Raw genomic sequence first — 25,963 nt, 5'->3', positions numbered from 1 at the left:
AGCAATGGTGGGAGGATTATTGATTGTACAACAACTGTAAGAAACACAACGACCCTCAGGACCTTGATCCTGAGGGTCGTCTATGTCATCAAACAAAGTCAGTGTATTTTACTTAACTATTTATACGCTTGCCATGGCTTCTTCTTCAACAAAAGCAGGCTCTTGCTCATTTAAGACAACCTTGATCTTTCGAGCATCCTTAAATCGTCCTTTGATCAGTTCTTCAGAAAGAGGGTCTCCCAACCGTTTTTGTATGGTCCGCCTCATCGGTCGTGCTCCATACTGCGGGTCGTACCCTTCTTTAATAAGCCACTGCTTTACTTCTTCACTCACATCCAGTTCAATGCCTCGCTCAGACAAACGGACATTCAGTTCCTTAATGAGAATATCCACAATCGTCACAAGATGGCTCTTATCCAATTGATGGAAAACAACAAAGTCATCGATACGATTGAGGAACTCTGGGCTGAAGTTTCGTTTCAATTCACTCATAACTTCACCCTGGAGTCGACTCGTCTGGGCTGATTCTTCTTCTTTCTGAAAGCCGAGAGAGACTCCTTTTTGAATTAGTTTCGTCCCAAGATTAGAAGTCATCACTAAAATCGTATTTTTAAAGTCGACTTTTCTCCCCAAACTATCAGTTAAAACCCCATCATCTAATACTTGGAGCAATACATTGAAGATATCCGGGTGAGCTTTTTCAATTTCATCGAACAGAACAACTGAATAGGGACGGCGTCGAACCTTTTCTGTAAGCTGCCCACCTTCTTCATACCCGACATACCCTGGAGGAGCTCCAAAAAGACGAGAACTCGTAAACTTCTCTTGATATTCGGACATATCAATACGAACTAAGGAATCTTCGGTGTTAAATAAGAACTCTGACAGAGCTCGTGCTAACTCAGTCTTTCCGACACCTGTTGGTCCAAGGAAAATAAAGGAACCGATAGGCTTTTTCGCCTCTTTCAGACCAGCTCGAGACCGTCGAATGGCTCGAGAAATAGCGGAAATAGCTTCTTCTTGGCCAACGATTCGTTTATGAAGAAACTCTTCCATATGCAAGAGTTTTTCAGATTCTTCTTCTTCTAGCTTAAAGAGCGGAATGCCGGTAATCTTGGAAACAACAAATCCAACATCGTCACCGGTTATGACAGGCTTGTTTTGCTCTTGATTCTTTTTCCAATCACGCTTGGCGTCTTCAAGCAACTTCCTAAGCCGTTCTTCCTCTTCTCTGAACTTCACGGCGTCTTCAAAGTTTTGGACACCAATGGCAACTTCTTTTTCCCGAGCAACACGTTTAAGTTCCTGTTCCAATGACTTGAGTTCAGGTGGAAGGACATACGACTGCAGCTTTGCGCGTGACCCCGTTTCATCTATCAGATCGATGGCCTTGTCAGGTAAAAATCGATCGGTGATATAGCGATCGGTCAATTTCACCGCTTCAGTGACCGCTTCATCCGTAATTTCAACACCATGATGCTCTTCGTATCGATCACGAAGACCTTGAATAATACTAATGGTTTCTTCAACGGAGGGTGGTTGCACATAGATAGGCTGGAATCGCCGTTTTAACGCCCCATCCTTTTCAATATGCTTTCTATACTCATCCAATGTTGTGGCACCGATACATTGGATTTCACCTCGAGAAAGTGCCGGCTTGAGCATATTGGCAGCATCTATCGACCCTTCCGCAGCTCCGGCACCGACTAAGGTGTGCAACTCATCGATAAACAAAATAACATTACCCGCTTGGGCAATTTCCTTCATCACAACTTTGAGGCGCTCTTCAAATTGCCCGCGATATTTTGTCCCGGCAACGAGTGACCCTAAGTCCAGCGCAATGACTCGTCGATTCAATAAATTATCAGGCACATCCATGGAGACAATGCGTTGAGCCAACCCCTCGACAATGGCTGTCTTCCCAACCCCTGACTCCCCAATCAATGCAGGGTTGTTTTTCGTTCGTCGACTTAGGATTTGTAGCACCCGTTCTATTTCATCTTGACGACCGATGACTGGATCCAACGATGCTTCTTGAGCTAATTGCGTCAGATCTCGACCGAACTCATCAAGAGCTGGAGTGCTGCTCTTTTTATCACGCTCACGAGATCCTGACTTACGCAAAAATGTGACAGTGAGCTGACGTGCAGTCAGCAGATTAGCACCAAGACTTCGAAGGACTTTCCCGCCAATGCCTTCCTCTTCACGAAGTAGGCCAAGCAGCAAGTGCTCACTCCCGATGTGATTATGTCCCAGTAGTCGAGCCTCTTCAACACCATATTCAATAACTTTTTTCACCCGCGGGCTAAATGGAATTTCACCAAAGGTGACCGTCGTTCCACCTCCAGGCAAATTCCGCTCAATCTCTAATCGAATTTGCTCAGGCGATAGTCCCATTTTCTTAATGATCATCAAGGCAATGCCATCAGATTCACGAAGAATCGCCAAGACTAAATGTTCTGTTCCTAAATAATCATTCTGATGGCGCTCAGCTTCTTCCCTTGCCAGAATGATAATTTTTCGACCTCGGTCCGTGAATCGTTCGAACATTTTTCCTCCCTTCTCTCACATCCACAAAACTGAACAGATGTGCTGGAAGAGCCCAGTTAAACTACAAACCACTTCTTATAACTGCTTATAAAGTAAGTCTATCCATGGAATAGTAAAACTGTCAAGACGAAAGTGCAGAAGCGAGAACCTAGCAAGTGTGAACATGCATCACAACACTTGACAAATCAATATTTATAGCATCTGATTTTTTATGAGAAAGTAGAGGCATTCTCGTTAATTTTAAAACGAGAAAAACAGAAGGTCATGGATAATATACCTCAATTTCTTATACCTGAGGATCGATTTCAGATTTTTCTCTGTTGCGTCATGCTTGCCTTCTCTCAACGCAAATTACTACCATCACCTTCGTTAACGAAAAGGGCATGAAATAATCTGAACATCAGGAACATCTGTGAATACAATTGGAATCCTCACCAAACCTCAATCGGAGAATATCCAACCCGTCTTGAAGCATATTGTTGAGTGGCTCAGGACTCAAGACAAAAAGGTCATACTTGATACCCCCACCACACAAGAACTTCGGACAAACACACGAAACGCTCATCGCACTCAAATCGCCGAAGAAGCCGACCTGTTAATCGTACTGGGTGGTGATGGAACAATGCTCCATGCCGCACGCTTAGTCGAACGGCGCTCGGTTCCCATCCTTGGGGTCAATATGGGAGGGCTAGGGTTTTTAACGGAAACGACCGTGGATCGCATCTATGACTCCCTAACGCAAATTTTTTCCGAAGACTACATTATTGAAAAACGAGTCATGCTTCGGACAAAGATTCAGCGCGGGGAACACATTATCGGGGAAGGACCAGCTTTAAACGATGTGGTCGTGAACAAAGGGCATTTAGCAAGAATGATTGCCATCAAGATCTCCCTCAACGGAACCTTCATGACAAACTTACGTGGAGATGGGCTTATTATTGCCACACCCACAGGCTCAACGGGTTATTCTTTATCAGCGAATGGACCAATTCTCGACCCTTCACTTAATGTCTTCACACTGAATCCCATATGTCCACATACACTCTCCCACCGGCCATTCATCATCCCAAGTCAGGCGTCTATTTCAGTGACGCTCACCAGTCAAGAAAATGCCATGACGACCTTTGATGGACAAGTAGGGTTTGAAATGAAAGAAGGCGACACTGTCCATATCTGTGCATCCAACCATCAAGCTCACCTCATTCGATTTCCAGGCCGGAGCTATTACGATGTCCTTCGCAACAAACTCAAATGGGGGGATGGGTAACGCATTATTGACTTTCCTAATATACACGCCTTCGCCTCAATACCTACCTCCCTGTCTTCTTCACTAACCTCGACCGTTCCGTCATATTCAATGAATCCAATGAATTTTGTAATTGTTTGTCAGACAAGACTTGTCGTTGACGCGCGACCTCACGGACAGTTTTGCCCGTTCGGTACGATTCTTTCGCAATGGCTGCTGCAGCCTCATACCCAATCAGCGGTGCCAACGCCGTGCACATCGCAAGACTATCCTCAATGTATCTTTCACAAGTCTTTTTATTGGCAACAATCCCCTCAATGCAACGCACCGAAAAGTTTTTCGCTGCCGTACTCAATAGTTCAATTGACTGTAAAAGGTTGTAAGCCATAACCGGTAGCATCGCATTGAGTTCAAAATTTCCGGTTTGCCCAGCAATGGCAATCGTGGCATCATTGCCCATTACTTGCACCGCGACCATCGCGACCGATTCCGCAATCACCGGATTGACCTTTCCAGGCATCATACTCGATCCCGGTTGAGTTTCTGGTAGTGTAATTTCACCAAGCCCGCATCGAGGACCAGATCCCATCCACCGAACATCGTTCGCCATTTTCAGGAGACTCACGGCAATTGTCCGCAAACACCCGCTAGCCTCAACTAATGAATCTTGAGCCGACTGCGCTTCAAAATGATTGTCGGCCTCTCTTAGTGGGCACCGAATGGCTTTGGAAATCTGCCGAATCACACGTTTAGCAAATAAGGGATGCGTATTGAGCCCAGTCCCTATAGCAGTCCCCCCCAACGCCAGTTCGGTCAATACCTCCTGGGCCCGCTTGGCACGTGTAATACCCAACTCAATCTGCCTCGCATATCCCCCAAACTCCTGACCTAATCGAATAGGGGTCGCATCCTGTAGGTGAGTGCGACCTATTTTAATTATCTTGTCAAATTGACGAGCTTTGTTCTGGAGTGTACGCTGCAGACGACTGAGAGCAGGAAGCAATTCTCGATGAATCTGTTCAATGGCCGCAATATGAATAGCTGAAGGGATCACATCATTACTGGATTGCCCGAGATTGACATGATCATTCGGATGAACCAGTCGATTTTCACGTGTGCCACCCAATAATTCCGAGGCTCGATTAGCAATCACTTCATTGCTATTCATGTTCGTTGACGTACCCGATCCTGTTTGGAAGATGTCAACTGGAAACTCGGCGTCCCATATTCCTCGAATAACTTCTTCTGCTGCGTCTTGAATTGCACGCGATTGCTTGCGTCCAAGCAATCGCAACGAATGATTGACAGATGCAGCCGCCTGCTTAATAAGCCCGAGCGCCCGAATAAATGATCGAGAAAACCGAAGTTCACTGATGGGAAAGTTTTGCATCGCCCGAGCTGTTTGCGCGCCGTAATAGGCTTGAGCTGGCACTAAGACCTCACCCATCGTGTCTCGTTCAACCCTCGTAGGCGTAGTCTTCGCATAAGATGCACTCAACTTGCCTGCTGGTGAAAAAGACCGTTTTTTTCGAATCTGTTGCTTCTTAACGGATTGATTGATATTTGAGAGAGACCTTGGCATACGCTATGACCCTCATATTGAAGTATAAAGAGAAATTATTAGCACAGTGCTCTCAACAAAGATTGAAGAATGATCGCAGGAAAAATGATTAGGATGGTAAGGAGAGAAATATTGAAATCATGCTAAGATTAGGCGGGGAATATAGTTACGATTACGAATGATGTTAGCAAAAAACGGCCACGACCTGAGAACAATAAACGGCCGTTTATCACAAATAAGAAATTACAAGCAGATAACCCTTCTCGGCCTACAGAAAACGATTACAGCGCACATTCCGGACAAGTTGTGGGTTCCTGCTCTGCCCAGAATTCCTCGGCAGTGAGGGGAAAGACTTGATCACATTGATCGCAATAGCGAATTTCAAAGTAGGCTTCTCCACTTTCATGGATTTCACAGGGAAGCAGGAGGTCTAAGGGATCAAACCCTACAGACTTTCCATTGGCAAATTTCACCACCGCCAATCGAACATTAAAGGATTCGAAGACGCCTTCCTGTCCTTTATACTGTTCATCATGACCTAACACATAGACCGGCTGGCCTTTACGTTTGACACGTAAGTCTTTTAAGGTACGTTGAGTTTCGCTCGTGCAGCCAAACTCACTCTCGGAAGTTGTTTCTGTAGTCGACATGTTTTACACCAATGCCTGAAAGCCACAATAAGAATGAACGCACAGTATACATGAGTTTTGCTTGTAGCACGGCTTCTGAAAAGAGGTCAAGATTGCGATTGCCCCTTGAAAGAGCCCGTGAAAGAGAATGATAGGCCCGACCCACAATAAGGAGAAATAATGGAAAAAGTCATCATTTACCAGAAACCCACCTGCTCAACCTGTCGACAAGTTGTCAAACTCGCAGAAGCAAGCGGAAAACCCTATGAAGCCATCAATTATTACGAAACGCCCTTCTCCAAAAAGAAGCTGAAAGACCTGTTAAAAAAAGGAGGGATCAAAGCTGCGGAAATTTTGAGAACCAAAGAAGATATCTACAAAACGCTTAAACAGAACATCACGACCATGAATGACGATCAAATCATTGACCTGATGATTCAACACCCTGATCTCATTCAACGACCTCTTGTGGAAAAAGGCGAGACGGTAATCTTAGCTAGACCACCAGAAATGATGAATACGTTACTCGGAAAATAACTATCCCCCAGAAGCCGAAGGCTCCGAAGGGAAGGCCGCATGATCGTCTTTTAAAAATTGATAGGCCTCAATGATCTTACGCAGCTCTGGCTCAGAGCTTCGATCTCCCTTGCGCACATCTGGATGGATTTTCTTAATCTGCTGACGAAAAGCTCGCGTCACAGCCGACATGGGACTCCCAAATTCCAGGCCCAAGGCAGAATACGCTTCCCCTGCAGAGTTAATCTCGCCCTTTGCCGCAGTCGGATCTCCTCCCCCTCCACCTGCAGCTTTAAAGAAATTAAAGAGGTTGATTTTCTTTCGACGTCGACGCGGACGTTGGCGTATTTCACTGTCAAATTCATCAAACCGATCCTCGATAAACTCCAAGCGCGATTCCAGGCGTTCAGCCGCATGAAGTTCGTGGGTGTCTTCAATATCACCCTCGACGACATTTAACATTCGATCGACCTCGGCCAACCCTTCTTCCAAGCGAAGGTAGGCCTCCACACGCTCCTGAAACATCGTATCAATCGCAAATTCCAAACTCTCCTCGGTTTTCACACGAAGCTCAGCAATTCGACGCGTCATGCCAGCAACAAACTTTTGACGATTTCTCTCGTTCAAGGCCATAGAGCGGCGCAGTCCCCATATTTCAGGAAATTAGATTCAACGTTGTTCCGCATCTTAGCACATTCAACTCGTGCATTCTGTAGGAACAGCATCCCCCCCTTGCCTGTCAAGCCTTAATTGCTCAGAGTCCAATCACATGGTATCCTGCCTCGTCATATAGCAACTGAGACATCCAGAATGAGAGTACCGATACTTTTCCAACTCTGGTCAAAGGGAGGGTTTCATGAAGATAGTCTTGCTTCTCATTGGGCTCGGCATAATAACATCATTGGTCAGTATTGACCGTGCATTTGCCGTCAATCCTACTGGATACGGTCAAGCGGGCGGGGAATTTGATATTCGTGTCAAACGTGTCCCGAAGCCTGAACTCGCCGCAGCAAAAAAAATGAAACCGCCATTTGAGGCCACCAAAGAAATCCTCGCAGAAGGGAAAGAAATTTTCCTTGGCCGTGGCGGCTGCATTAGTTGCCATGGGGCAGAAGGCAAGGGTGATGGCGGGGCAGCTAGTAATCTCCCTATCCAACCACGAAATTTCACCAATCCCAAGTTTAAGAAATATCGTACGGAAGGTGAGCTGATGTGGGTATTAAAGAATGGAAGCATGGGCCAGTCAGGGAAAGTACCAGGAACCGGAATGCTGCCGGTGGTTCAACCCAAGGGATTCATCTCTGAAACAGATGGATGGAAGGTCCTCTTGTATGAACGAAGTCTAGGAGAGAAAAAATAACCACATCATACCGGTACGGCAACGCTTCCCCTTCCTTTATGAGGGGAAGCAACCTCAATCCTTCATTACCACACAATCATGAATCGGCATGTCTTCTTTTTCATACTATTTATTTAAGGGCACCTCTAACAACCAGGATTTTTGTGTGAATGCAAGGAAGCTGCGTGCGCAAAACCAGAGTGTATGGCCAATACATGAGGATTTACGTACGCGACTGACGCCGCAATCGCAGAAAAGGACGGTTTTTAGAGATGCCCATAAGAAAGTCATCATCTCATGAGTGACCAAACCTCAGAACGTAAGGCCAATCAATTAATTCATGAAACCAGTCCATATTTACTCCAACACGCCTATAACCCCGTTGACTGGTATCCATGGAATACAGAAGCCTTAAATCGATCCAAACAAGAGAATAAACCGATTCTTCTCTCTGTTGGCTATTCGGCATGCCATTGGTGTCACGTCATGGAGCATGAGTCTTTTGAAAACGATGCAATTGCAAACTTAATGAATGACCATTTTATTAACATCAAAGTCGATCGCGAAGAACGACCGGATATTGATGAAATCTATATGCAAGCCACCGTGGCCATGAATCAAGGGCATGGAGGATGGCCGATGACCGTCTTCTTGACGCCTGATCAGGAGCCAATCTTCGCTGGCACCTATTTTCCGCCAACAGATAAATGGGGTCGCCCTGGTTTTTCAACCGTACTCAAGAACATTGCGGCTGCTTGGGATAAGGATCGTGAAAGCATTGTGAAGCAAGCGACACACTTCACGAGTCGACTCCGCGAGTCCATTCGTGTGACCTCGCCTATGACAGTCGGACAAACAGAAATAGAAACGGCCGTTGAACAATATGCCCAAGACTTTGATCCGACACACGGCGGGTTTGGACAAGCTCCAAAGTTTCCCCCGGCAACAGGACTGTCATTTCTGCTCCGACAATATCAGCAGACCAAAGATGAGCACACGCTCCGCATTGTTCGAAAAACCTTGGATGCCATGGCAGCCGGAGGCCTCTACGATCACATCGGAGGAGGCTTTGCACGCTATTCAACCGATGCCCGATGGTTGGTTCCGCATTTTGAAAAAATGCTGTACGACAACGCACTCTTAGCACGAACCTATGTAGAAGCGTATCAAGCCACACAAGAGGAATACTATCGGCGCATCGCCACCGAAACACTTGATTACATCCTTCGTGAAATGACCTCGCCAGAAGGTGGTTTCTACTCAGCGACCGATGCCGACTCTGAAGGAGTGGAGGGCAAATTTTTTGTATGGACGCCTCAGCAGATCCGATCCATCGTCGTCAATCAAGAAGATGCCAAACGATTTTGCGCCTACTACGACATTACAGACGAAGGAAACTGGGAACATCAGAGCATACCCAACACTCCGAAAACCATTGAACAGGTCGCCAAAGAGGTCGACTGTTCCACGGAGGAACTGTGGGCAACCATCGAACGAGTCCGCCCTCTCGTCTACCAGGCTCGCCTTCAGCGCATTCCGCCAGGCTTAGATGACAAAGTCATCACGGCGTGGAATGGCATGATGATTGGAGCCATGGCCGAAGCGGCACGGATACTAGGACATCAGCGATATCTCGATGCGGCCCAGAGAGCTGCCGATTTCCTGCTCACCACCCTAACCCAACCTGGCAATCGACTCCTTCGAACCTATCGAGAAGGCAAAGCCCATTTGGATGCATGCTTAGAAGACTATGCCTACCTCGCAGAAGCACTCATTGATGTGTATGAAGCAGGAGCATCGGAACGATATCTCTATGAGGCGGTGAGTCTCGCAGAACGAATCCTGGAAGACTTTGCCGATCATGAGCACGGTGGATTTTTTACCACCTCCATTGATCACGAATCGCTCATTCTTCGTAGTCGGGAAGGGCCAGACGGCGCAACGCCGAGTGGAAATGCTGTCGCCTCCTCGGCCCTGGCTCGCTTATCATTTCATTTCAATCGCGATGATTTCCGCGAGGCCGCGACTAAGGCCATTCGAGCATATGGTCACCACATTTCACAAATTCCTCGAGGATATGCAAAAAGCTTACTGGTCGTTGACCTATTGCTCCATGGCCCAATTGAACTGGCATTGGTCGGCCACGTTGGCGAATCGAGTTACGAAGCATTGAGCACTGAAATTCATCGTCACTTCATTCCCAATCGAATCTTTGCCCATCAGAATAATGAGGACGCGGAAACCACACATCCCCTGCTCAGAGACAAAACCCTGATAGAAGGAAAAGCCGCGCTGTATCTCTGCAGAAACTTTGCATGTGAAGCGCCAATTACCGACCCTCACGCCATTGCGCCCGCCCTCACGCAGCAGCAAGAGCCCGCGAAAAATGATACATCTGAGTCTCTCCAAACTCTCAAAACCCGTGGACTTTCCGGCCAGGCAACGCCGGGAGGAACAGCGACCTATGTCGCAAGAATCTTGGCGAGTCCTTCCCCAACACGCCCTATCGGCCAAAGCTATGCCGCTATGGGGGCAACAGGACTCACAACCTCCCGCATCGGCTTCGGCGGATATCGTATTGATATCGCCGCCGATGAACACCGTCATGCCTTAACCCAAGCCCTGCGTGAAGGCTGCAATCTCATTGACACTTCAACAAATTATGCGGATGGAGGAAGCGAGCGATTAGTGGGAAGCGTCCTGAGCGGGTTAATCAAAGCAAACGAGCTCACACGAGAAGAAGTCATCGTCGTATCAAAAATTGGATATGTGCAAGGACAAAATCTCAAACGCGCCGAAGCCCGAGAGAAAGCCGGCAATCCGTTTCCGGACATGGTGAAATATGGTGAAGGAATCTGGCACTGCCTTCATCCTGATTTTCTTGATGAGCAACTCACCCTCTCGCTCGATCGTTTGGGTTTAGCCACACTGGATGTCTGCTTGCTACATAACCCTGAATACTTTCTCTCAGATGCCAAAAACCGAAAATTGTCCATTGAAGCCGCAGCGTTACAAGACTTACGAACAACGTTTTACCAACGCCTGCAACAGGCCTTCGTGTACTTTGAGAAACAAGTGGCAGCAGGTCGCCTCCAATACTACGGTGTATCATCGAATACGTGTACCACCACCCCTGATGATCCAGAAGCCACGTCTCTCTCACACATGCTTGAAGCCGCTCACGCAGCCGCACAGGAGCTTGGACAAACCAGTCATCATTTTCACGTACTGCAATTACCGATGAATCTCTTTGAGTCTGGGGCAATACTGACGCCCAATACAGGCACTGACAACAAACACACGGTGCTGGAACTTGCTCAACAGCGCAATATTGCCGTCCTCGTGAATCGCCCTTTTAACGCCATACCGACCAAGCACGCGGGAATGATCCGTCTTGCCGATCCACAAGCTGAGCGACCAGAAACCACCTTTGACGAGCAAATCGCCAAAGTTCGTGCATTGGAAGAAGAGTACGTGAAAGAGATTGCTCCCCTGGTTCCACTTTCAGATAAAGGCATTTCTGCTCATGAGTTTTTCAAATGGGCTGATGAACTTTCACGACTTCGGCCTGCGCTCAAGAACCTAGAGCATTGGGATCAAATTGAAAATCAAATGATTGCTCCTCATGCCAATCAAGTCTTCCAAGTCCTCACCCGTCAACTGACAGGAGAGAAAGAAGCGATTTGGGATACCTGGCGTCGACGCTATGTTCCTGAATTTCTCTCGTTGTTGAAAGTGCTCCGAATGGAGTCTGCAGAAAAAAGCGCAAAAAAAATTCACGAATTGCGGGAAATCATCGACCCATTACTCCCAGCATCCCAACATGATGAACCATTTTCCCGAAAAGCCCTCTGGGTCCTTGCCAGCACACCGGGCATCACCAGCGTCTTAAATGGCATGCGAAAAACACCGTATGTGGAAGACTCCATGACGATGATGAGATGGGAACCGATCTCCAACCCTCGAAAAATCTTTGAAGCTCTATCGCCCTAGACATTCCAAAAAAGAATCATGACGTTCGTGTCTTATGATGGATAACAAGATGAAGTACGTTCTTACAATCTTCCAGTCCACGCCCTCCATAATCGTTTCCAGTTTTTCCATTCATTATGTAAAACATTCCTATCAAATTTTATAGGATGCAACCTCCGTTCCTCTGCAGTATCGATCGTCATATCTGAGGAATCCAGATGAGCCGTGACCCACACGGCGCCATCTAGATCTGTTCGATAGAGCGGTATTCCTTCTTGAGCATAGGCTTCGACTACCTTTGGATATGGATGGCCATATCGATTGTGTTGTCCGGCTGAGACAACCGCCATTTCAGCATCTAACTGTTTGATCCATTTTTTATGAAGAGAGCTCTTTGCCCCATGATGGGGAACCTTCACCACTCGGGCCGTACGCACAATAGGCAATTGATTGAGTTTCGCAAGAGCTTCCTCTTCGGCATCAGCAGTCAACAGAAAAGAATGTTGCCCACAATCGAGTCTTGTAATGATCGATTGATTATTGAGTACCGATCCGCTCATCGAAGATAGAGAGGCGCGAGGAAGATCCCCCGCACTCAGAACAGGATTCAAGACCTGGAAGATACAAGGACGCGCACTCGTAATCTCCTTTCCTTTCCATGCGACCTGCTCCTTGAGCCCAATCTCTTGAATCGCGTTTTGGAGACGTTGGGAGAAAGCTTGTTCACGCACAATCCCATTACTCCAATACTGTCCAACATCAAACGACTTTAAGATCCACGGCAACCCTCCCACATGATCCCATTGCGGATGCGTCGCAATGACATGATCGATACGTCGTATACCCCGGTCCCACAAATACGGACCAATAACGGCTTGTCCCATATCAAGCCGCCGATAGGCTGGCCCACCGTCAATCAGGATTGTTTGTCCATCAGGTAATTCAATAACCGTGGCATCCCCTTGTCCGACATCCAAGAAGGTCACTCGTACGGTATTAAGGTCAAGGTCCAATCGAGGAGACCAGCCCCACCACAGGAGAATCGCCAGCACGCCGGCCCCACAACTCACCTGAAGCGTTGGCTTGTGAATACGGAGAACAAGAACGAGAAGCAGCCCATAATACACCATGATCATCAATATACTCGGCGAAGCCACATGCCACTCGGCACCCGGGATATGCGCCAACACGGAGACCGTCTTGACTAAAAAGTCTGCAATCGCTTGATGAAGAAACCCGAGAGGAAGCATCTCTGCCCCTGTCAATAACACCCATACGACTGACAACAAACCGAGGGGAATCATCAGAAATCCAACCAATGGGACGATAATCAGATTGCTGAACAGTCCAAGCCAGGCGATGTGATTAAAGTAATACGCCACCAATGGCCATGTCGCAAGCGTCACCGCCAAGGTTATCCACCATGCTTGCATGATTCGTTGCCAGAGCTGCTCCACCAGTCCACTCGGCAATTCCCCCATACCCTGACCATTGTCAGCCTTTCGTTGCTGCATCTGAATCACTAAGGCGATGGCCAAAACCGCTGAATAAGAAAGTTGAAACGAGGTGTCATACATCTCCTGAGGATTTCCGATGAGAGCAAGCATGGCGGCTATCCCCAGAGCGGTTAACAAATGTTTCTCCCGTCCTATCCAGACGGCAACAAGAAACAACATAATCATCACCCATGACCGGACAGTGGCGATCTCGCTACCAGCTAGCAACGTATAAAAGGAAACGACGGGCATCGTCATAAGCACGGCTAGACGCGTCGCAGTGAGACGCAAAGAAAGCCATTCAAGCCAGACGAGAGGTAAACGTAGGACAATGCCTTTCACGCAAAAAAACATGAGAAAGGCAATCAACCCAAGATGAGACCCGGAAATTGAAATGATATGCACGGTTCCCGTCACCATAAACGCATCTCGTACTTCAGATGTAATGAAGCTTTGCTCGCCAATAATCATTCCCAAAAATAACCCCAGGGCAGGATTCTTCAAGGCTGCCATCGCCGCACGATGAACATGCTCCCGCCAGATATCTATCTGTTGCCAAAATAATGGGAATATCCGCACAGTCGTTGCTTGACGAATCTGTATAGCTCCTGGTCCAGTAACCGAGGCAACGACATGAACGCCCTTGCGCGTGAGATACTCACCAAAATGAAATCCTCCCGGATTACGTGTTCCATAGGGCTCGCGCAATCGAGTCATCACGTCAATGAGGTCGCCTTGATGAATCGAATGGTCCGCCTCTCGCCATGTGAGACGAAGTAGACCCGACGTGGGATTCAGCTCACCAGCCTTTCCTATCTGAGAAACCTCAACCATCATCACGAGACGATCAGGAGCTCGCTTGACCGGACCAACGACTTCCCCCACAACGCGTAGTGATTCACCATTAACCCATTGAAGAAGATCTGCCTTGCCTTGACCTGTAGCCATCATCACCCACCAAATTAACCCTGCAATGGTACAGGCAAACACGATTCCGCCTTTTGTGGTTGTGATTCGGGCAGACCGCTCTAGCCAAACAAGGGCAAAGCCTTGCATGACAAGTAGTGAGAATATGGATATTGGAAGATAGAAAAGAAACGACCCGAGGAGGAGCCCAAAGAAAAACGCGACGAGAAGGGGAAGGATCACAAACTCAAGGGGTAGGCACTCATGTAATACACGATTTGACGACACTCACTAATTCTTCAGCCACTTCTTGGATGATCGAATCACTTTGTCCCTCAACCATGACACGAACCAGTGGCTCTGTCCCAGAATATCTGACTAAGATACGTCCTGTGCCATTTAACCGTTCCTGATTTACTGAAATAGCATGTTGTAATGTTGGCAAAGACTGTAAGTCTGGCTTATGCGGCACTTTGACGCCAAGTAACACCTGCGGAAACGACGTCATGCATTGTGTGATTTCAGACAATGGCTTTCCCGAACGCTTCATGAGCTTGAGCATTTGCAAACCTGAAATCATTCCATCTCCACTTGAATGATAATCAAGAAAAATCATATGCCCTGACTGCTCTCCCCCAAGCCGGAAGTCTTCCTTCACCATACGTTCAAGAATATAGCGATCACCCACAGGAGTCCGTTCGACCTTGATATCAGACTGCGTCATGGCCAATTCAAATCCAAAATTACTCATTACGGTCCCAACAACCGTATCATGCTTCAACATTCCCCGTTCCTTGAGGTCCAATGCAAACGCAGCTAATGCGTGATCACCATCGACCACGTCCCCTCCCTCACACACAAACACACAGCGATCAGCATCGCCATCGAGCGCAATCCCAATATCGGCCTGATGAGCACGGACAGCTTCCTGTAATTTTTCGGGGTGAACCGCACCACAATTCAGATTAATATTTATTCCATCGGGCTTATCTCCAATCACCCACACCTTGGCCCCCAATTCTTGCACCACCTTTGGGAACACATGATATCCCGCTCCATTCGCGCAATCGAGAACCACGCGTAACCCTTGAAAGTCCATTTCCCTGGGAAGCGAGCGTTTCACAAATTCAATGTAACGCCCTTCAGCATCATCGATCCTGAAGGCCTTTCCAATTTCTCCAGCTGTAGGACGGATATGTTCAATTTCATTCGAGAGAATCAATGCTTCTAATCGCAGTTCCATTTCATCTGGCAACTTAAACCCATCGTTGGAAAAAAACTTAATCCCATTATCTTGATACGGATTATGAGAGGCCGAAATCATCACGCCAGCATCAGCTCTCAGGCTTCGTGTCAGAAAGGCAATCGCTGGAGTTGGCAATGGCCCGACTAACAATACATCCACTCCGAGCGAACAAATTCCCGATACCAATGCCGACTCCAACATGTAGCCGGAAAGCCTCGTATCTTTTCCAATGACAATTTGATGACGACCTTCCCGTCGCTTAAACACATGAGCGACAGCTCGCCCAAGTTTCATGGCTGTTTCACTGGTCATCGGTTCAAGATTCGCCACTCCACGAACACCATCGGTACCAAATAATTTTTTCATATACGCTCCTGTCAAGACTGTTGGTCCCATGCGTTGGATTTTCGCAGCGCCTGAGCGATCTGCATCGCTTCTCGCATGACCCCAACTTCATGAACTCGAATGATTTTGGCCCCTTGGAATATGGCAATTGCCACAGCCGCGACCGTGCCGATCATTCGTCCACCTATCGGCTTACCTATGATCTTACCAATAAATTCTTTATTTGACAGCCCAACCAAGATTGGCCTGCCTAACTCTAATAGTTGGGCACATTGACTCACTAATGTCAAATTATGTTCACGCGTTTTTCCAAACCCGATGCCCGGATCTAACAGAATAGATTCGTGAGAAATTCCCGCGTTCGTCGCGACCTCAAGACGCATGGCTAAAAAACGTTTGACCTCCTCTAGCACATCGCAATAATCAGGACATTCTTGCATGTGCTCAGGGGTTCCCTGCATATGCATCAGCACAAGTCCAGCTCTGGCTTCTGACACCACCTTTGCCATCATGCGATCATGCCCTAACGCGCTCACATCATTCACAATCACAGCCCCTAGGTCTAACGCCATTTTTGCGACGGAAGATTTTCGTGTATCAATAGAAATCGGTACCGTACTTCGGTGTCCCACCGCTTGTAACACCGGCTTGAGCCGTCGCATTTCTTCCTGTTCATCAACAGACTGGGACCGCGGTCTCGTTGACTCACCCCCAATATCGATGATGTCTGCCCCTTCTTCGATCATCAACGCAACACGATCTACGGCTTTTTCAGGATCAATATACTTTCCGCCATCTGAAAACGAGTCTGGAGTCACATTTAATACTCCCATGACCAAGACCCGTGACATAAGATCGATATGATGGTGACATGCACGGAAACTGCTCATATCATGTTCGTGTGCGATCATACGTGTACAGTTTGAGGGAAAGTGGACGTATCTTGATTCATGAGATGAAACGATGTCCCACTATAGCGAAACCAAATAACTTCCAGCCGAATATATAGCATGTACACAGCGCAAAAACACACGTCGTACAGACGGAGTATATCGGAACGGCTATAACTGATTCGGCATAACTGGAACGGCTATAGAAATATATGAAACAACATTCATCAGATCTAATGAAATGGAGAGGCGGTCATTTGTAAGATTCGAATATCCTGGCCAGAGTTTCATGACTATCACCAACAACGCTTGGTGAATTGAAACTCTGACCAGAGTCTGGCTAGACAGCGGCAGGTTGAACCGACGATGTTTGCTGAACAATTTCCTCGACTTCCATAGCGTCAAGGACTTCTTTCTCTAGCAACGCCTCGGCAAGAGCCTTCAGCGTATGAATGTTTTCGGTGAGCATTCGTTTTGTGCGCTCATAGGATTCGAGAATAAGCCGTTTGACTTCCCGATCAATTTCTAGAGCCACTTGGTCACTAAAGTCTCGTCGGGTGTTAATTTCACGACCGAGGAAAATTTCTTCATCTTTTTTGCCAAAAGTCAATGGCCCAAGTGTGTCACTCATGCCCCATTCACAGACCATTTTTCTGGCAAGCTCAGTGGCTCGTTCAATATCGTTGCCTGCTCCTGTCGTAATATTTTTGAATATGAGCTCTTCAGCCACTCGACCACCAAATAAAATAGCAAGCGTATTGTACAGAAAGTCTTTCGAATAGCTATGACGATCATCAATGGGTAACTGCATGGTCATGCCAAGGGCACGACCTCTCGGGATAATCGTGACTTTATGGACTGGGTCTGTCCCGGGCAATAACTTAGCCATCAACGCATGGCCTGCTTCATGATAGGCTGTGGTCCGTTTTTCTTCATCACTCAAGACCATACTCTTCCGCTCAGCCCCCATCATGACCTTATCCTTCGCATTTTCAAAATCCACTAATTCAACTGACTTTTTATCAAGTCGAGCAGCCCATAATGCGGCTTCGTTGACTAAATTCTCCAGATCTGCCCCTGAAAAACCAGGCGTTCCTCTGGCAATTTGCTCAAGATCCACATCTTCATTGACTGGGACCTTTTTCGTATGCACTTTCAGAATCTCGATTCGACCACGTACGTCAGGCCGGTTCACGATGACCTGCCGATCAAAACGGCCAGGACGAAGCAGGGCAGGATCAAGCACATCAGGTCTATTCGTCGCCGCAATGAGAATGACGCCTTCAGTTGTATCAAACCCATCCATTTCAACAAGCAACTGATTAAGAGTTTGCTCACGCTCGTCATGACCGCCTCCTAATCCAGCACCACGCAACCGACCGACAGCATCGATTTCATCAATGAAAATAATGCAGGGAGCATGCTTTTTCCCTTGTTCAAAAAGATCTCGAACCCGCGAAGCCCCGACTCCCACAAACATTTCCACAAAGTCAGACCCACTGATGCTAAAAAATGGAACTCCCGCCTCACCGGCGATCGCCTTAGCTAACAGAGTCTTTCCGGTTCCTGGCGGTCCAACAACCAAGACGCCTTTGGGAATCCGACCTCCCAACTTTTGAAATTTTTGAGGATCTTTTAAAAACTCAATGATTTCAACGACATCTTGCTTTGCCTCATCGACACCAGCCACATCGGCAAACGTCACTTTCTTTTTGTCTTCCGTCAGCAAGCGAGCTCGACTTTTCCCAAAGGATAGCGCGCGATTGCCGCCGATTTGCATCTGGCGCATAAGGAAAAACCAAAGTCCCAAAAACAGGATGAACGGTCCCCACGTCACAAGGAATGTGATATACCACGGATTCTCATCTGGTGGCTTCGCTTCAATCTGCACGGCTCGCTCTCGCAGAACTTTCACCAAATCCGGGTACTCAACGGAATACGTACGAACTCTGGTTCCATCCTTTAAAATTGCACTAATATTGTTATGCTTAATCACCACTTTTTCGATTTCATTCCGATCCAAATGAGCCATAAAATCACTAAAAATAATGTTTTCTTCTGGCGGATTGGTGGGAACGGTAAAGAGGTTGAAGAGCAAGATCATAAACAAGCAGACAACAACCCAAAAAAGTAAATTCTTCACCCGTGAATTCATACGAAAACCTCCTGAACCTCCTACCAACTTGATTAACTCCGCTCAAATAATAGAGAAGAGCTATTAGATTCTATCATGCAAATTGAGATACTGACAACTAAGAATTGGCGTCTATGGCGCTTCGACACTCTTGGGATCAAGGACGGCTAAATATGGAAGATTACGATATTGTTGTTGATAATCCAATCCATACCCAACAACATAATGATTTGGGATCTCAAAGCCGACATATTGAACGTTTACATCGATTTCTCGTCCAGCCGGCTTGCTCAACAAGGCGCAAACCTGAAGACTCTTGGGTTTTCGTTTGGAAAGCTGTTTCGTTAAATATTGGACGGTCAGCCCAGAATCGACAATATCTTCCACCAGCAACACATCGCGTCCTTGTATCTCTTCGGTCAAATCAGTGAGAACTTTGACCTTACCAGTTGATTTCCCATGCTGTTGACTTTTGACGATCATAAAGTCAACCACCACCGGCAATCGTATTGCCCGAACCAAATCGGCATAGAACATAAACGCTCCCTTTAAGATACCAACCAGGACAAGATCTTTTTCCTGATAGTGCAGCGTAATATCCCTGCCAAGCTCCTTTATCCGAGTTCGCATCGCCTCTTGCGTTACTAAAGGCTTACCAAAGATTTGCGTCATACAGGATTTGACTCCTGACTCAACTGTGCAACAAGTACATGCTGCGTGGTTTCTGTAACTCGAAAACGATGGTCCATTCGATATCCTCCAACCCACACAATGCCTTCAGGTGCCACGAGGAGTGGAACTAGGGGACGCTGGGAGCGTGCCAATTTGATATCTGAAAAAAAGTCTTGGAGTTTTTTCCTCTTTCCGCTCATCCCGAGGGGATGAAATCGATCTCCCTCCTGCCAACTTCTCAGAACCAATGAATGCTGAAACGAATCTGCATCAAATGTTGCCTGATACGGAGACGATTCATGCTTCATATTCGACCGTATGCCTGCTCCCGTAAACACCTTGAATGTTTGTCCAGTCAATGGCCATACAATTTGAGAAGGAATAGAGAGTTCCTGACTACACCAGCGATGTTTATCGAGAGCGCCACCCGCTTCCTGAATCGAATGAACATGCAGACATTCATATTCACGAATAATCAACACGCCATGAATAGTTATCTCAGAACCTGATCGACTGTTACTGAGAAACTGGAGAACCGTCTCGACCGCATCAAACCCCGGAGGATCCTCCAACTGAGTCACAGCATGTAGAACACGTCGAATGACACGACGGCGCAGAGCCAATGGCAAGTCAAGCATTCTAGCCCGAAACAGGCTTAAGGTATCATTCGTCTTACTTTTTTGGATATCGGCTAATGCAGCTACGGCGAGTTGATCAAGATAGGCCTCTTCCTGATAAACAATTTCAGCTTGACGTGCAATCGTGTTCAGCACATTAGGATTGTACTGCTTTAGCCGTGGCATCACTTCATGACGGATTCGATTCCGTAAATATGTGAGGGTATGGTTACTGGAGTCAACCCGATAGCTCAAACCTTGCTGTTGCAAATACGACAATAGATCATTTCGACTCGTCTCCAGCAACGGACGAATGATATGCGCGTCTCGAATAGCTGGAATCCCACAGAGACCACTAGTGCCAGATCCACGAACCATCCGCATGACCATTGTTTCAGCTTGATCGTCAAGGGTATGTCCTGTTGCAATCTTGGTGGCTCCAATTTTCGCCGCAATGCGAGACAATGCCTGGTATCGCATGTTCCGTGCATACTCCTGGAGGCCACCGCCCGATGACTGGACATCATTCATCTGCACGTATAACTCTTCCACAATACAAGGCACATCAAGTTTTCGGCATAATTGAACAACAAAAACTGCATCCTCGTCAGATTCTTTTCCGCGCAATCCATGGTCAATGTGCACAACACTCAGCGTTACATTCCATTTCTCTCGTAATCCATGAAGCACTGAAAGCAACGCGACAGAATCCGGACCACCAGAAACCGAAACCAGAACATGGTCCCCCTTCGCCAGCATCTGCTTCATATTCATGAAGTGTTCAATAGGAGTCATGAAGATCATGAGTACCTGAAGAGCTTAGAGACACGAAGTTGAATGAAAGGCGATCAAACGAGAATATTGCGAATCATCTTTATTCCATACATCTAATAGACGCCGTGCCTGAATAGCGTCGAAATCCATCTGACGAAGCAGTTCATCAACGGTCAAAAACTGTTGATCGCCTCGAATATAGTCGATGAAGCTGACGTGAATACGCTGACCATACAGCGAACGGCATTGGTCGAAGAGGTGAACTTCCAGCAAGCGCTCTCCTTCGACAAACGTCGGCCGACGCCCAATGTACGAAATCGAAGGCATCCACTCACCTTGAATACAGGCCATCGTGGCGTAAATGCCATCGGCAGGAACGACACGATCAGGAGCCAGACGAAGATTGCCTGTCGGCCATCCTATTTTCGCTCCTCGATGCTCACCATGAATAACCTGTTCAGACAGACAATATGGACGACCAAGGCAGGCTGCAGCCTCTTTGACCTTTCCAGCTTGAAGCAAGTGCCGAATTCGCGTCGAACTCACGATCGCTCCTTCGACCTGAACGGGAGGAACCGGATGAACCTGAAAGTTAGACTCCACCCCCAATTTGGCTAAATCTTGAATATTCCCACTGCGCCTCGTGCCAAATACAAAGTTTTCTCCAACTAACACCTCGCGAACCCCTAGCCCATCACGTAAAACCTTGCACGTAAATTCTTGAGGCGTCAAACTGGCCAACTGTTTGGTAAATTCCAAAATGACGAGTTCTGTGATGCCAAGTCTTTCAAAGAAGTCAAATTTTTCTTCTTGCGAGGTCAGATATTGCAGTGCAATTCCAGGCGAGAGCACCTTGGCAGGATGCGGATCAAATGTGAGGACCATCGGAGAGCCCTGGTGGCGCTTTGCGGTCTCGACAACCTCAGCAATTAAGGACTGGTGCCCCACATGCTGCCCATCAAAATTCCCTATCGTCACGACAGGATGGCGCGCATGAGACAACGCCTGAAGGTCTCGAATCACCCTCATGACAACCTATATTGAGTCAGGAGTCGTGCTGCATCTTTGGCAAAGTACGTCAAGATCATGTCCGCTCCGGCTCGCTTGATGGCCAACAGCGACTCCATCATCACATTCTGTTCATCAATCCACTCGAGTTGAGCTCCGGCCTTTATCATGCTGTATTCTCCACTCACCTGATAGGCCGCCAATGGAACAGTCACCGTATCACGGAGCATTCGAATGATGTCTAGATAAAATGAAGCGGGCTTCACCATCACAATATCAGCGCCCTCTTCAATATCTAGCTCCACTTCACGAACCGCCTCTCGGGCATTGGCAGGATCCATCTGATACGACCTGCGATCCCCAAACGACGGACTTGATAACGCCGCATCACGAAAAGGCGCATAGAGACTCGAAGCATATTTAGCAGAATAGGCCATGATGGGCAGGTCTTGAAATCCAGACTGATCCAATTCATCTCGAATTGAACCCACTCGGCCATCCATCATATCGGAGGGCGCAACAAGATCAACACCGGCCTCGGCATGCGACCGGGCCATTAACCGGAGACACTCTAAGGTTTCATCATTGATGATTTGACCATCTCGCACAATACCACAATGCCCATGCGACGTATATTCATCAATACACACATCTGTCATCACCAACAAGTCTGGCAGTGCTGTCTTCAAGGCACGAACCGCTTGTTGAACCACTCCCGACTTCTCATACGCGCTCGTCCCGCGTTCATCTTTATGTTCGGGAATCCCAAAAAGGATCACAGCCGGCACGCCAAGCGCTTGGGCCTCAGCCGCCTCTTTCACCAACAGGTCGACTGACCATCGATACTGTCCTGGCATCGAAGCAATCGGTTCCCGACGTGTGCTCCCAAATGTCACAAATAATGGATAGACAAAGTCAGACGGCGAGAGACCCGTTTCTTGAACCATGCCTCGTAATACCTGATGCTGACGCAACCGTCTCAACCGTTGCCGTGGAAATCCCATACAGTCCCCTCACGCATGAAACACCGTGGCGATACCTCACCCGTGTTCGTACGTTTCCTGTTTTATTTTCTTGGAAGATTTGTCAAAAAGACAACTAAGTCCCGTACGGAAATCATTCCGACCAACTCTTCATTTTTCGTCACACCTAAATGACGAATATGTTCATGGGCCATAAGATCGTTCGCGTCCAGTAAGGTTTTATCACCGTCGATGGTTAAAATTGGAGCAGACATCACTTTCTCAACTTCCGTTTTGGCAGGATCCAACCCTGCAGCGACGATGCGTCGGACTAAATCCGTATCCGTTAAAATGCCAATGATCTTGTCTCCAGCCGTCACAAACACACTTCCAACTCCATTCGCCCGCATCATTTCTGCAGCCTGACGAACGTTGACATCTCGATCAACTTTAATAAACTTTTCAATCGGCACCATAAATGATTTGACTGGAACCATAAGATCACTCCTCCGTAATAAGACCCTTCACGTAAAGATCAATAAAATATCAACATGACACCATTCGTCACCATCTTTTCATGAGTCACGACACCGAACACATCCCTTTAACCGGTTCATCATGTTGCACATACTGAACGATCGCCTCAGCCAATGCAGGAATGGTATTTTCTTTTGCCATAATACCAACCGACAAGCCACATTCCTCAACGGTTTTTGCCGTAATTGGCCCTATGCATGCAATCGTCGTGTGCGTAGCCAACTGTTTGAGCTCCTCTTGACTGTCGAACAATTGGCAAAAATTTCGTACAGTCGAGGAACTGGCAAAGGTCAAAAAGTGGATTGTCTGTTCATGCAATTGATGCTTCAATTCTTTAATGTCGACGGAAGGCGGAATCGCACGGTAAGCAGTCACTACGTCGACCGTCGCCCCCATCTCTCGCAATTGCTGAGGCAGAATCTCGCGCGCAACTTCGGCTCGCGGGATTAAGACTCGTTGACCGCCAACCCCAGCCTGCTTCATCACTTCAAGCACGCCTTCGGCCTGATACTCATCAGGCACACAATCAGCAAGAATACCAAACAAGGAAGCTTCCTCTGCCGTTCGAGGACCAATACAACACAAACGAAGCCCTGACAAACTACGAATGTCTCGACGAGAAAACTTGAGCCGCTCCATAAACGCTCGCACCCCATTGACGCTGGTAAACACAAGCCATTGATACGTGGACAACGCGGCAATAGCCTCATCCATCGCCTGCCAGCTCTCAGGTGGAACAATTTCCAATGTTGCACAGTCAACAGGCTCCGCACCGTACTCTTCAAGCAAACGAGAAAATGCAGGTGCCTGATGTTTCGGCCTCGTTACAAGAATCCGCTTTCCAAAGAGCGGACGCTGTTCAAACCAATCCAGTCGATCCCGTAACCCGACCACGGCTCCGACCACAATAACCGTTGGCGGCTGCAAATTGACGGACTTCGCCTTCTCGACTATATCAGCTAATGTCCCGGTGAGGCTCTGTTGCCGCATATACGTACCCCAGCGAATCAGTGCGACAGGCGTCTGAGACTCTTTGCCTTCAGATAAAAGTTTTTCGACAATTAATGGTAAGTTTTTAACCCCCATCAGAAACACAAGCGTACCATTGACCGTGGCTAATCGTGGCCACTCCAACACACTTTCTGGTTTGGTCGGATCTTCATGGCCCGTTACAAAGGTGACAGTTGACGCTAAGGTCCGATGGGTCACGGGAATTCCGGCATACGCAGGAACTGCCACAGCTGAGGTCACCCCGGGCACAACTTCATAGGGCAAGCCAGCTTCGGCGACAACTTCAGCTTCTTCCCCTCCACGCCCAAAAACAAACGGATCTCCCCCCTTTAACCGAACCACACACTTTCCTTCACGCGCTTTGTTGACTAAAAGCAGATTAATCTCTTCCTGACTTTCATACGCTCCCCGACCTCGTCGCCCCAGATATATTTTTTCCGCGTCAGGAGGAGCAAAGTCCAATAAGGTAGGATTAGCCAAATAGTCAAATAGCACGACATCCGCCTGCTCCAAACAGGCTTTGCCTTTTAGGGTTAGTAACCCTGGATCGCCAGGTCCGGCTCCCACGATGAAGACTTTCCCCTTGGACTTTGATCCGTACATCATGCCGTCCCATAGATTTCTTGCAAGATTGGTTGACCTCCAGCCGCTAACAGTCGGTCAGCTAACTCCACGCCTAACGTCTCTGCATCATCACAAGAGCCAGAAATCGTGTCACGAATGTAGCGTTTCCCATCTACACTCGCAATCAACCCATCCAAAGACAATTGGTTGTTCTGTAAAACAGCATAGCCAGCAATGGGGACTTGGCACCCCCCTTCCAATCGCGTCAAAAATGCCCGCTCGGCATTGACGGTGGCACGGCTTGGCCCATCCTCCAATTGAACCATCAGATCTTTGAGAAAAGTATCATCGGTACGACCTTCTAGCCCCAGCGCTCCTTGCCCAATCGCCGGAAGACACACATCGGGAGGAAGATATTCAGAAATTTCCTGGCTCCACCCCAAACGACGAAGACCCGCAGCCGCGAGAATAATCGCATCGTACTTACCTTCTTGGAGTTTTTTGAGACGTGTATCGAGATTGCCCCGTAACATTTGAATATCAAAATCGGCACGATGATGGAGAATCTGCGCTTGGCGTCGTAAGCTACTGGTCCCAATTGTGGCTCCTCGCCGCAAGTCCTGGAGGGACGTTCCATCACGACACACCCATGCATCCCGAGGATCTTCCCGCTCCGGGACACAGACAATCGCTAACCCATCCGGTAACACGGACGGGACATCTTTCATGCTATGAACGGCAACGTCAATCTCACCCTTCAGCAATGCGTCTTCTATTTCTTTGACAAACAGCCCCTTTCCTCCAATTTTGGCTAACGGGACATCCAGTATTTTATCCCCGCTAGTCTGTATTCGTTGAAGACTCACGGACACCTCTGGGGCAATCTGTTGTAATTGCGACTTCACCCACTCCGCTTGCCACAGTGCCAAACGACTGCCACGCGTCCCAATCACTAACGATGAGCGACGACCATTTCGCTCCGTCACGA

19 protein-coding genes are annotated in these 25,963 nt (G+C 47.7%); 4 read left to right on the top strand and 15 right to left on the bottom strand.

Features of this window, described 5'->3' with window-relative positions:
• Window positions 1-120: 120 nt before the first annotated feature.
• On the bottom strand, window positions 121-2,550 hold the full coding sequence (locus ACWHX8_RS04525; protein ID WP_447970770.1) for an ATP-dependent Clp protease ATP-binding subunit: 2,430 nt from the start codon (window positions 2,548-2,550) through the stop codon (window positions 121-123).
• A gap of 412 nt (window positions 2,551-2,962) precedes the next feature.
• Here ACWHX8_RS04525 and ACWHX8_RS04520 point away from each other — a divergent pair, with 412 nt between their 5' ends.
• On the top strand, window positions 2,963-3,817 hold the full coding sequence (locus ACWHX8_RS04520; protein ID WP_447970769.1) for an NAD(+)/NADH kinase: 855 nt from the start codon (window positions 2,963-2,965) through the stop codon (window positions 3,815-3,817).
• Window positions 3,818-3,860: 43 nt separating this feature from the next.
• Here the strand turns inward: ACWHX8_RS04520 and ACWHX8_RS04515 are convergent, their stop codons facing one another.
• Complete coding sequence (locus tag ACWHX8_RS04515; protein ID WP_447970768.1) at window positions 3,861-5,378, bottom strand: class II fumarate hydratase; 1,518 nt, start codon at window positions 5,376-5,378, stop codon at window positions 3,861-3,863.
• A gap of 260 nt (window positions 5,379-5,638) precedes the next feature.
• Complete coding sequence (locus ACWHX8_RS04510; protein WP_447970767.1) at window positions 5,639-6,007, bottom strand: hypothetical protein; 369 nt, start codon at window positions 6,005-6,007, stop codon at window positions 5,639-5,641.
• Window positions 6,008-6,166: 159 nt separating this feature from the next.
• On the opposite strand from ACWHX8_RS04510, the gene ACWHX8_RS04505 reads away from it, so the two are divergent.
• Complete coding sequence (locus ACWHX8_RS04505) at window positions 6,167-6,523, top strand: ArsC/Spx/MgsR family protein (RefSeq protein ID WP_447970766.1); 357 nt, start codon at window positions 6,167-6,169, stop codon at window positions 6,521-6,523.
• Here the strand turns inward: ACWHX8_RS04505 and ACWHX8_RS04500 are convergent, their stop codons facing one another.
• Window positions 6,524-7,135 carry a J domain-containing protein gene (locus ACWHX8_RS04500; protein ID WP_447970765.1) on the bottom strand — a complete coding sequence of 204 codons (612 nt, stop codon included), beginning with the start codon at window positions 7,133-7,135 and terminating at the stop codon, window positions 6,524-6,526.
• A gap of 223 nt (window positions 7,136-7,358) precedes the next feature.
• Here ACWHX8_RS04500 and ACWHX8_RS04495 point away from each other — a divergent pair, with 223 nt between their 5' ends.
• Together ACWHX8_RS04495 and ACWHX8_RS04490 are read left to right on the top strand one after the other, a co-directional pair.
• Complete coding sequence (locus ACWHX8_RS04495) at window positions 7,359-7,862, top strand: c-type cytochrome (protein ID WP_447970764.1); 504 nt, start codon at window positions 7,359-7,361, stop codon at window positions 7,860-7,862.
• A gap of 276 nt (window positions 7,863-8,138) precedes the next feature.
• On the top strand, window positions 8,139-11,834 hold the full coding sequence (locus ACWHX8_RS04490; RefSeq protein ID WP_447970763.1) for an aldo/keto reductase: 3,696 nt from the start codon (window positions 8,139-8,141) through the stop codon (window positions 11,832-11,834).
• 62 nt (window positions 11,835-11,896) lie between these two features.
• Here the strand turns inward: ACWHX8_RS04490 and ACWHX8_RS04485 are convergent, their stop codons facing one another.
• The 11 genes from ACWHX8_RS04485 to hemC all read right to left on the bottom strand — a co-directional run bounded on the left by ACWHX8_RS04485 (window position 11,897) and on the right by hemC (window position 25,961).
• A complete protein-coding gene (locus ACWHX8_RS04485) occupies window positions 11,897-14,458 on the bottom strand; it encodes a DNA internalization-related competence protein ComEC/Rec2 (RefSeq protein ID WP_447970762.1) in 2,562 nt (853 codons plus the stop codon).
• A gap of 19 nt (window positions 14,459-14,477) precedes the next feature.
• The gene (gene glmM, locus ACWHX8_RS04480; RefSeq protein WP_447970761.1) at window positions 14,478-15,827 is read right to left on the bottom strand and encodes a phosphoglucosamine mutase; all 1,350 of its coding nucleotides are present in this window, start codon (window positions 15,825-15,827) and stop codon (window positions 14,478-14,480) included.
• 11 nt (window positions 15,828-15,838) lie between these two features.
• Window positions 15,839-16,696: a dihydropteroate synthase gene (gene folP, locus ACWHX8_RS04475; protein ID WP_447970760.1), complete on the bottom strand. Its 858-nt coding sequence runs from the start codon at window positions 16,694-16,696 to the stop codon at window positions 15,839-15,841.
• A gap of 340 nt (window positions 16,697-17,036) precedes the next feature.
• Window positions 17,037-18,851, bottom strand: coding sequence for an ATP-dependent zinc metalloprotease FtsH (gene ftsH / locus ACWHX8_RS04470; RefSeq protein WP_447970759.1), 1,815 nt, complete (start codon window positions 18,849-18,851; stop codon window positions 17,037-17,039).
• Between the two features lie 111 nt (window positions 18,852-18,962).
• Complete coding sequence (hpt, locus tag ACWHX8_RS04465) at window positions 18,963-19,502, bottom strand: hypoxanthine phosphoribosyltransferase (protein ID WP_447970758.1); 540 nt, start codon at window positions 19,500-19,502, stop codon at window positions 18,963-18,965.
• Complete coding sequence (gene tilS, locus ACWHX8_RS04460) at window positions 19,499-20,893, bottom strand: tRNA lysidine(34) synthetase TilS (RefSeq protein ID WP_447970757.1); 1,395 nt, start codon at window positions 20,891-20,893, stop codon at window positions 19,499-19,501. Before tilS ends, hpt begins: the two co-directional genes overlap by 4 nt.
• A gap of 45 nt (window positions 20,894-20,938) precedes the next feature.
• Entirely contained in the window at window positions 20,939-21,922 is a 984-nt protein-coding gene (locus ACWHX8_RS04455) for a bifunctional riboflavin kinase/FAD synthetase (RefSeq protein ID WP_447970756.1), read from the bottom strand.
• Window positions 21,919-22,905, bottom strand: coding sequence for a porphobilinogen synthase (gene hemB, locus ACWHX8_RS04450; RefSeq protein ID WP_447970755.1), 987 nt, complete (start codon window positions 22,903-22,905; stop codon window positions 21,919-21,921). Before hemB ends, ACWHX8_RS04455 begins: the two co-directional genes overlap by 4 nt.
• Window positions 22,906-22,967: 62 nt before the next feature.
• On the bottom strand, window positions 22,968-23,360 hold the full coding sequence (locus ACWHX8_RS04445) for a CBS domain-containing protein (RefSeq protein WP_447970754.1): 393 nt from the start codon (window positions 23,358-23,360) through the stop codon (window positions 22,968-22,970).
• An 85-nt stretch (window positions 23,361-23,445) separates the two neighbouring features.
• The gene (gene cobA, locus ACWHX8_RS04440) at window positions 23,446-25,017 is read right to left on the bottom strand and encodes a uroporphyrinogen-III C-methyltransferase (RefSeq protein ID WP_447970753.1); all 1,572 of its coding nucleotides are present in this window, start codon (window positions 25,015-25,017) and stop codon (window positions 23,446-23,448) included.
• A complete protein-coding gene (gene hemC, locus ACWHX8_RS04435) occupies window positions 25,014-25,961 on the bottom strand; it encodes a hydroxymethylbilane synthase (RefSeq protein ID WP_447970752.1) in 948 nt (315 codons plus the stop codon). The genes cobA and hemC overlap by 4 nt, the downstream gene beginning before the upstream one ends.
• Window positions 25,962-25,963 lie beyond the last annotated feature (2 nt).

Source organism: Nitrospira sp. M1 (assembly GCF_965152605.1).
The sequence above is the reverse complement of the archived record's forward strand: the minus strand, read 5'-3'. Positions and strand labels throughout refer to the sequence as shown.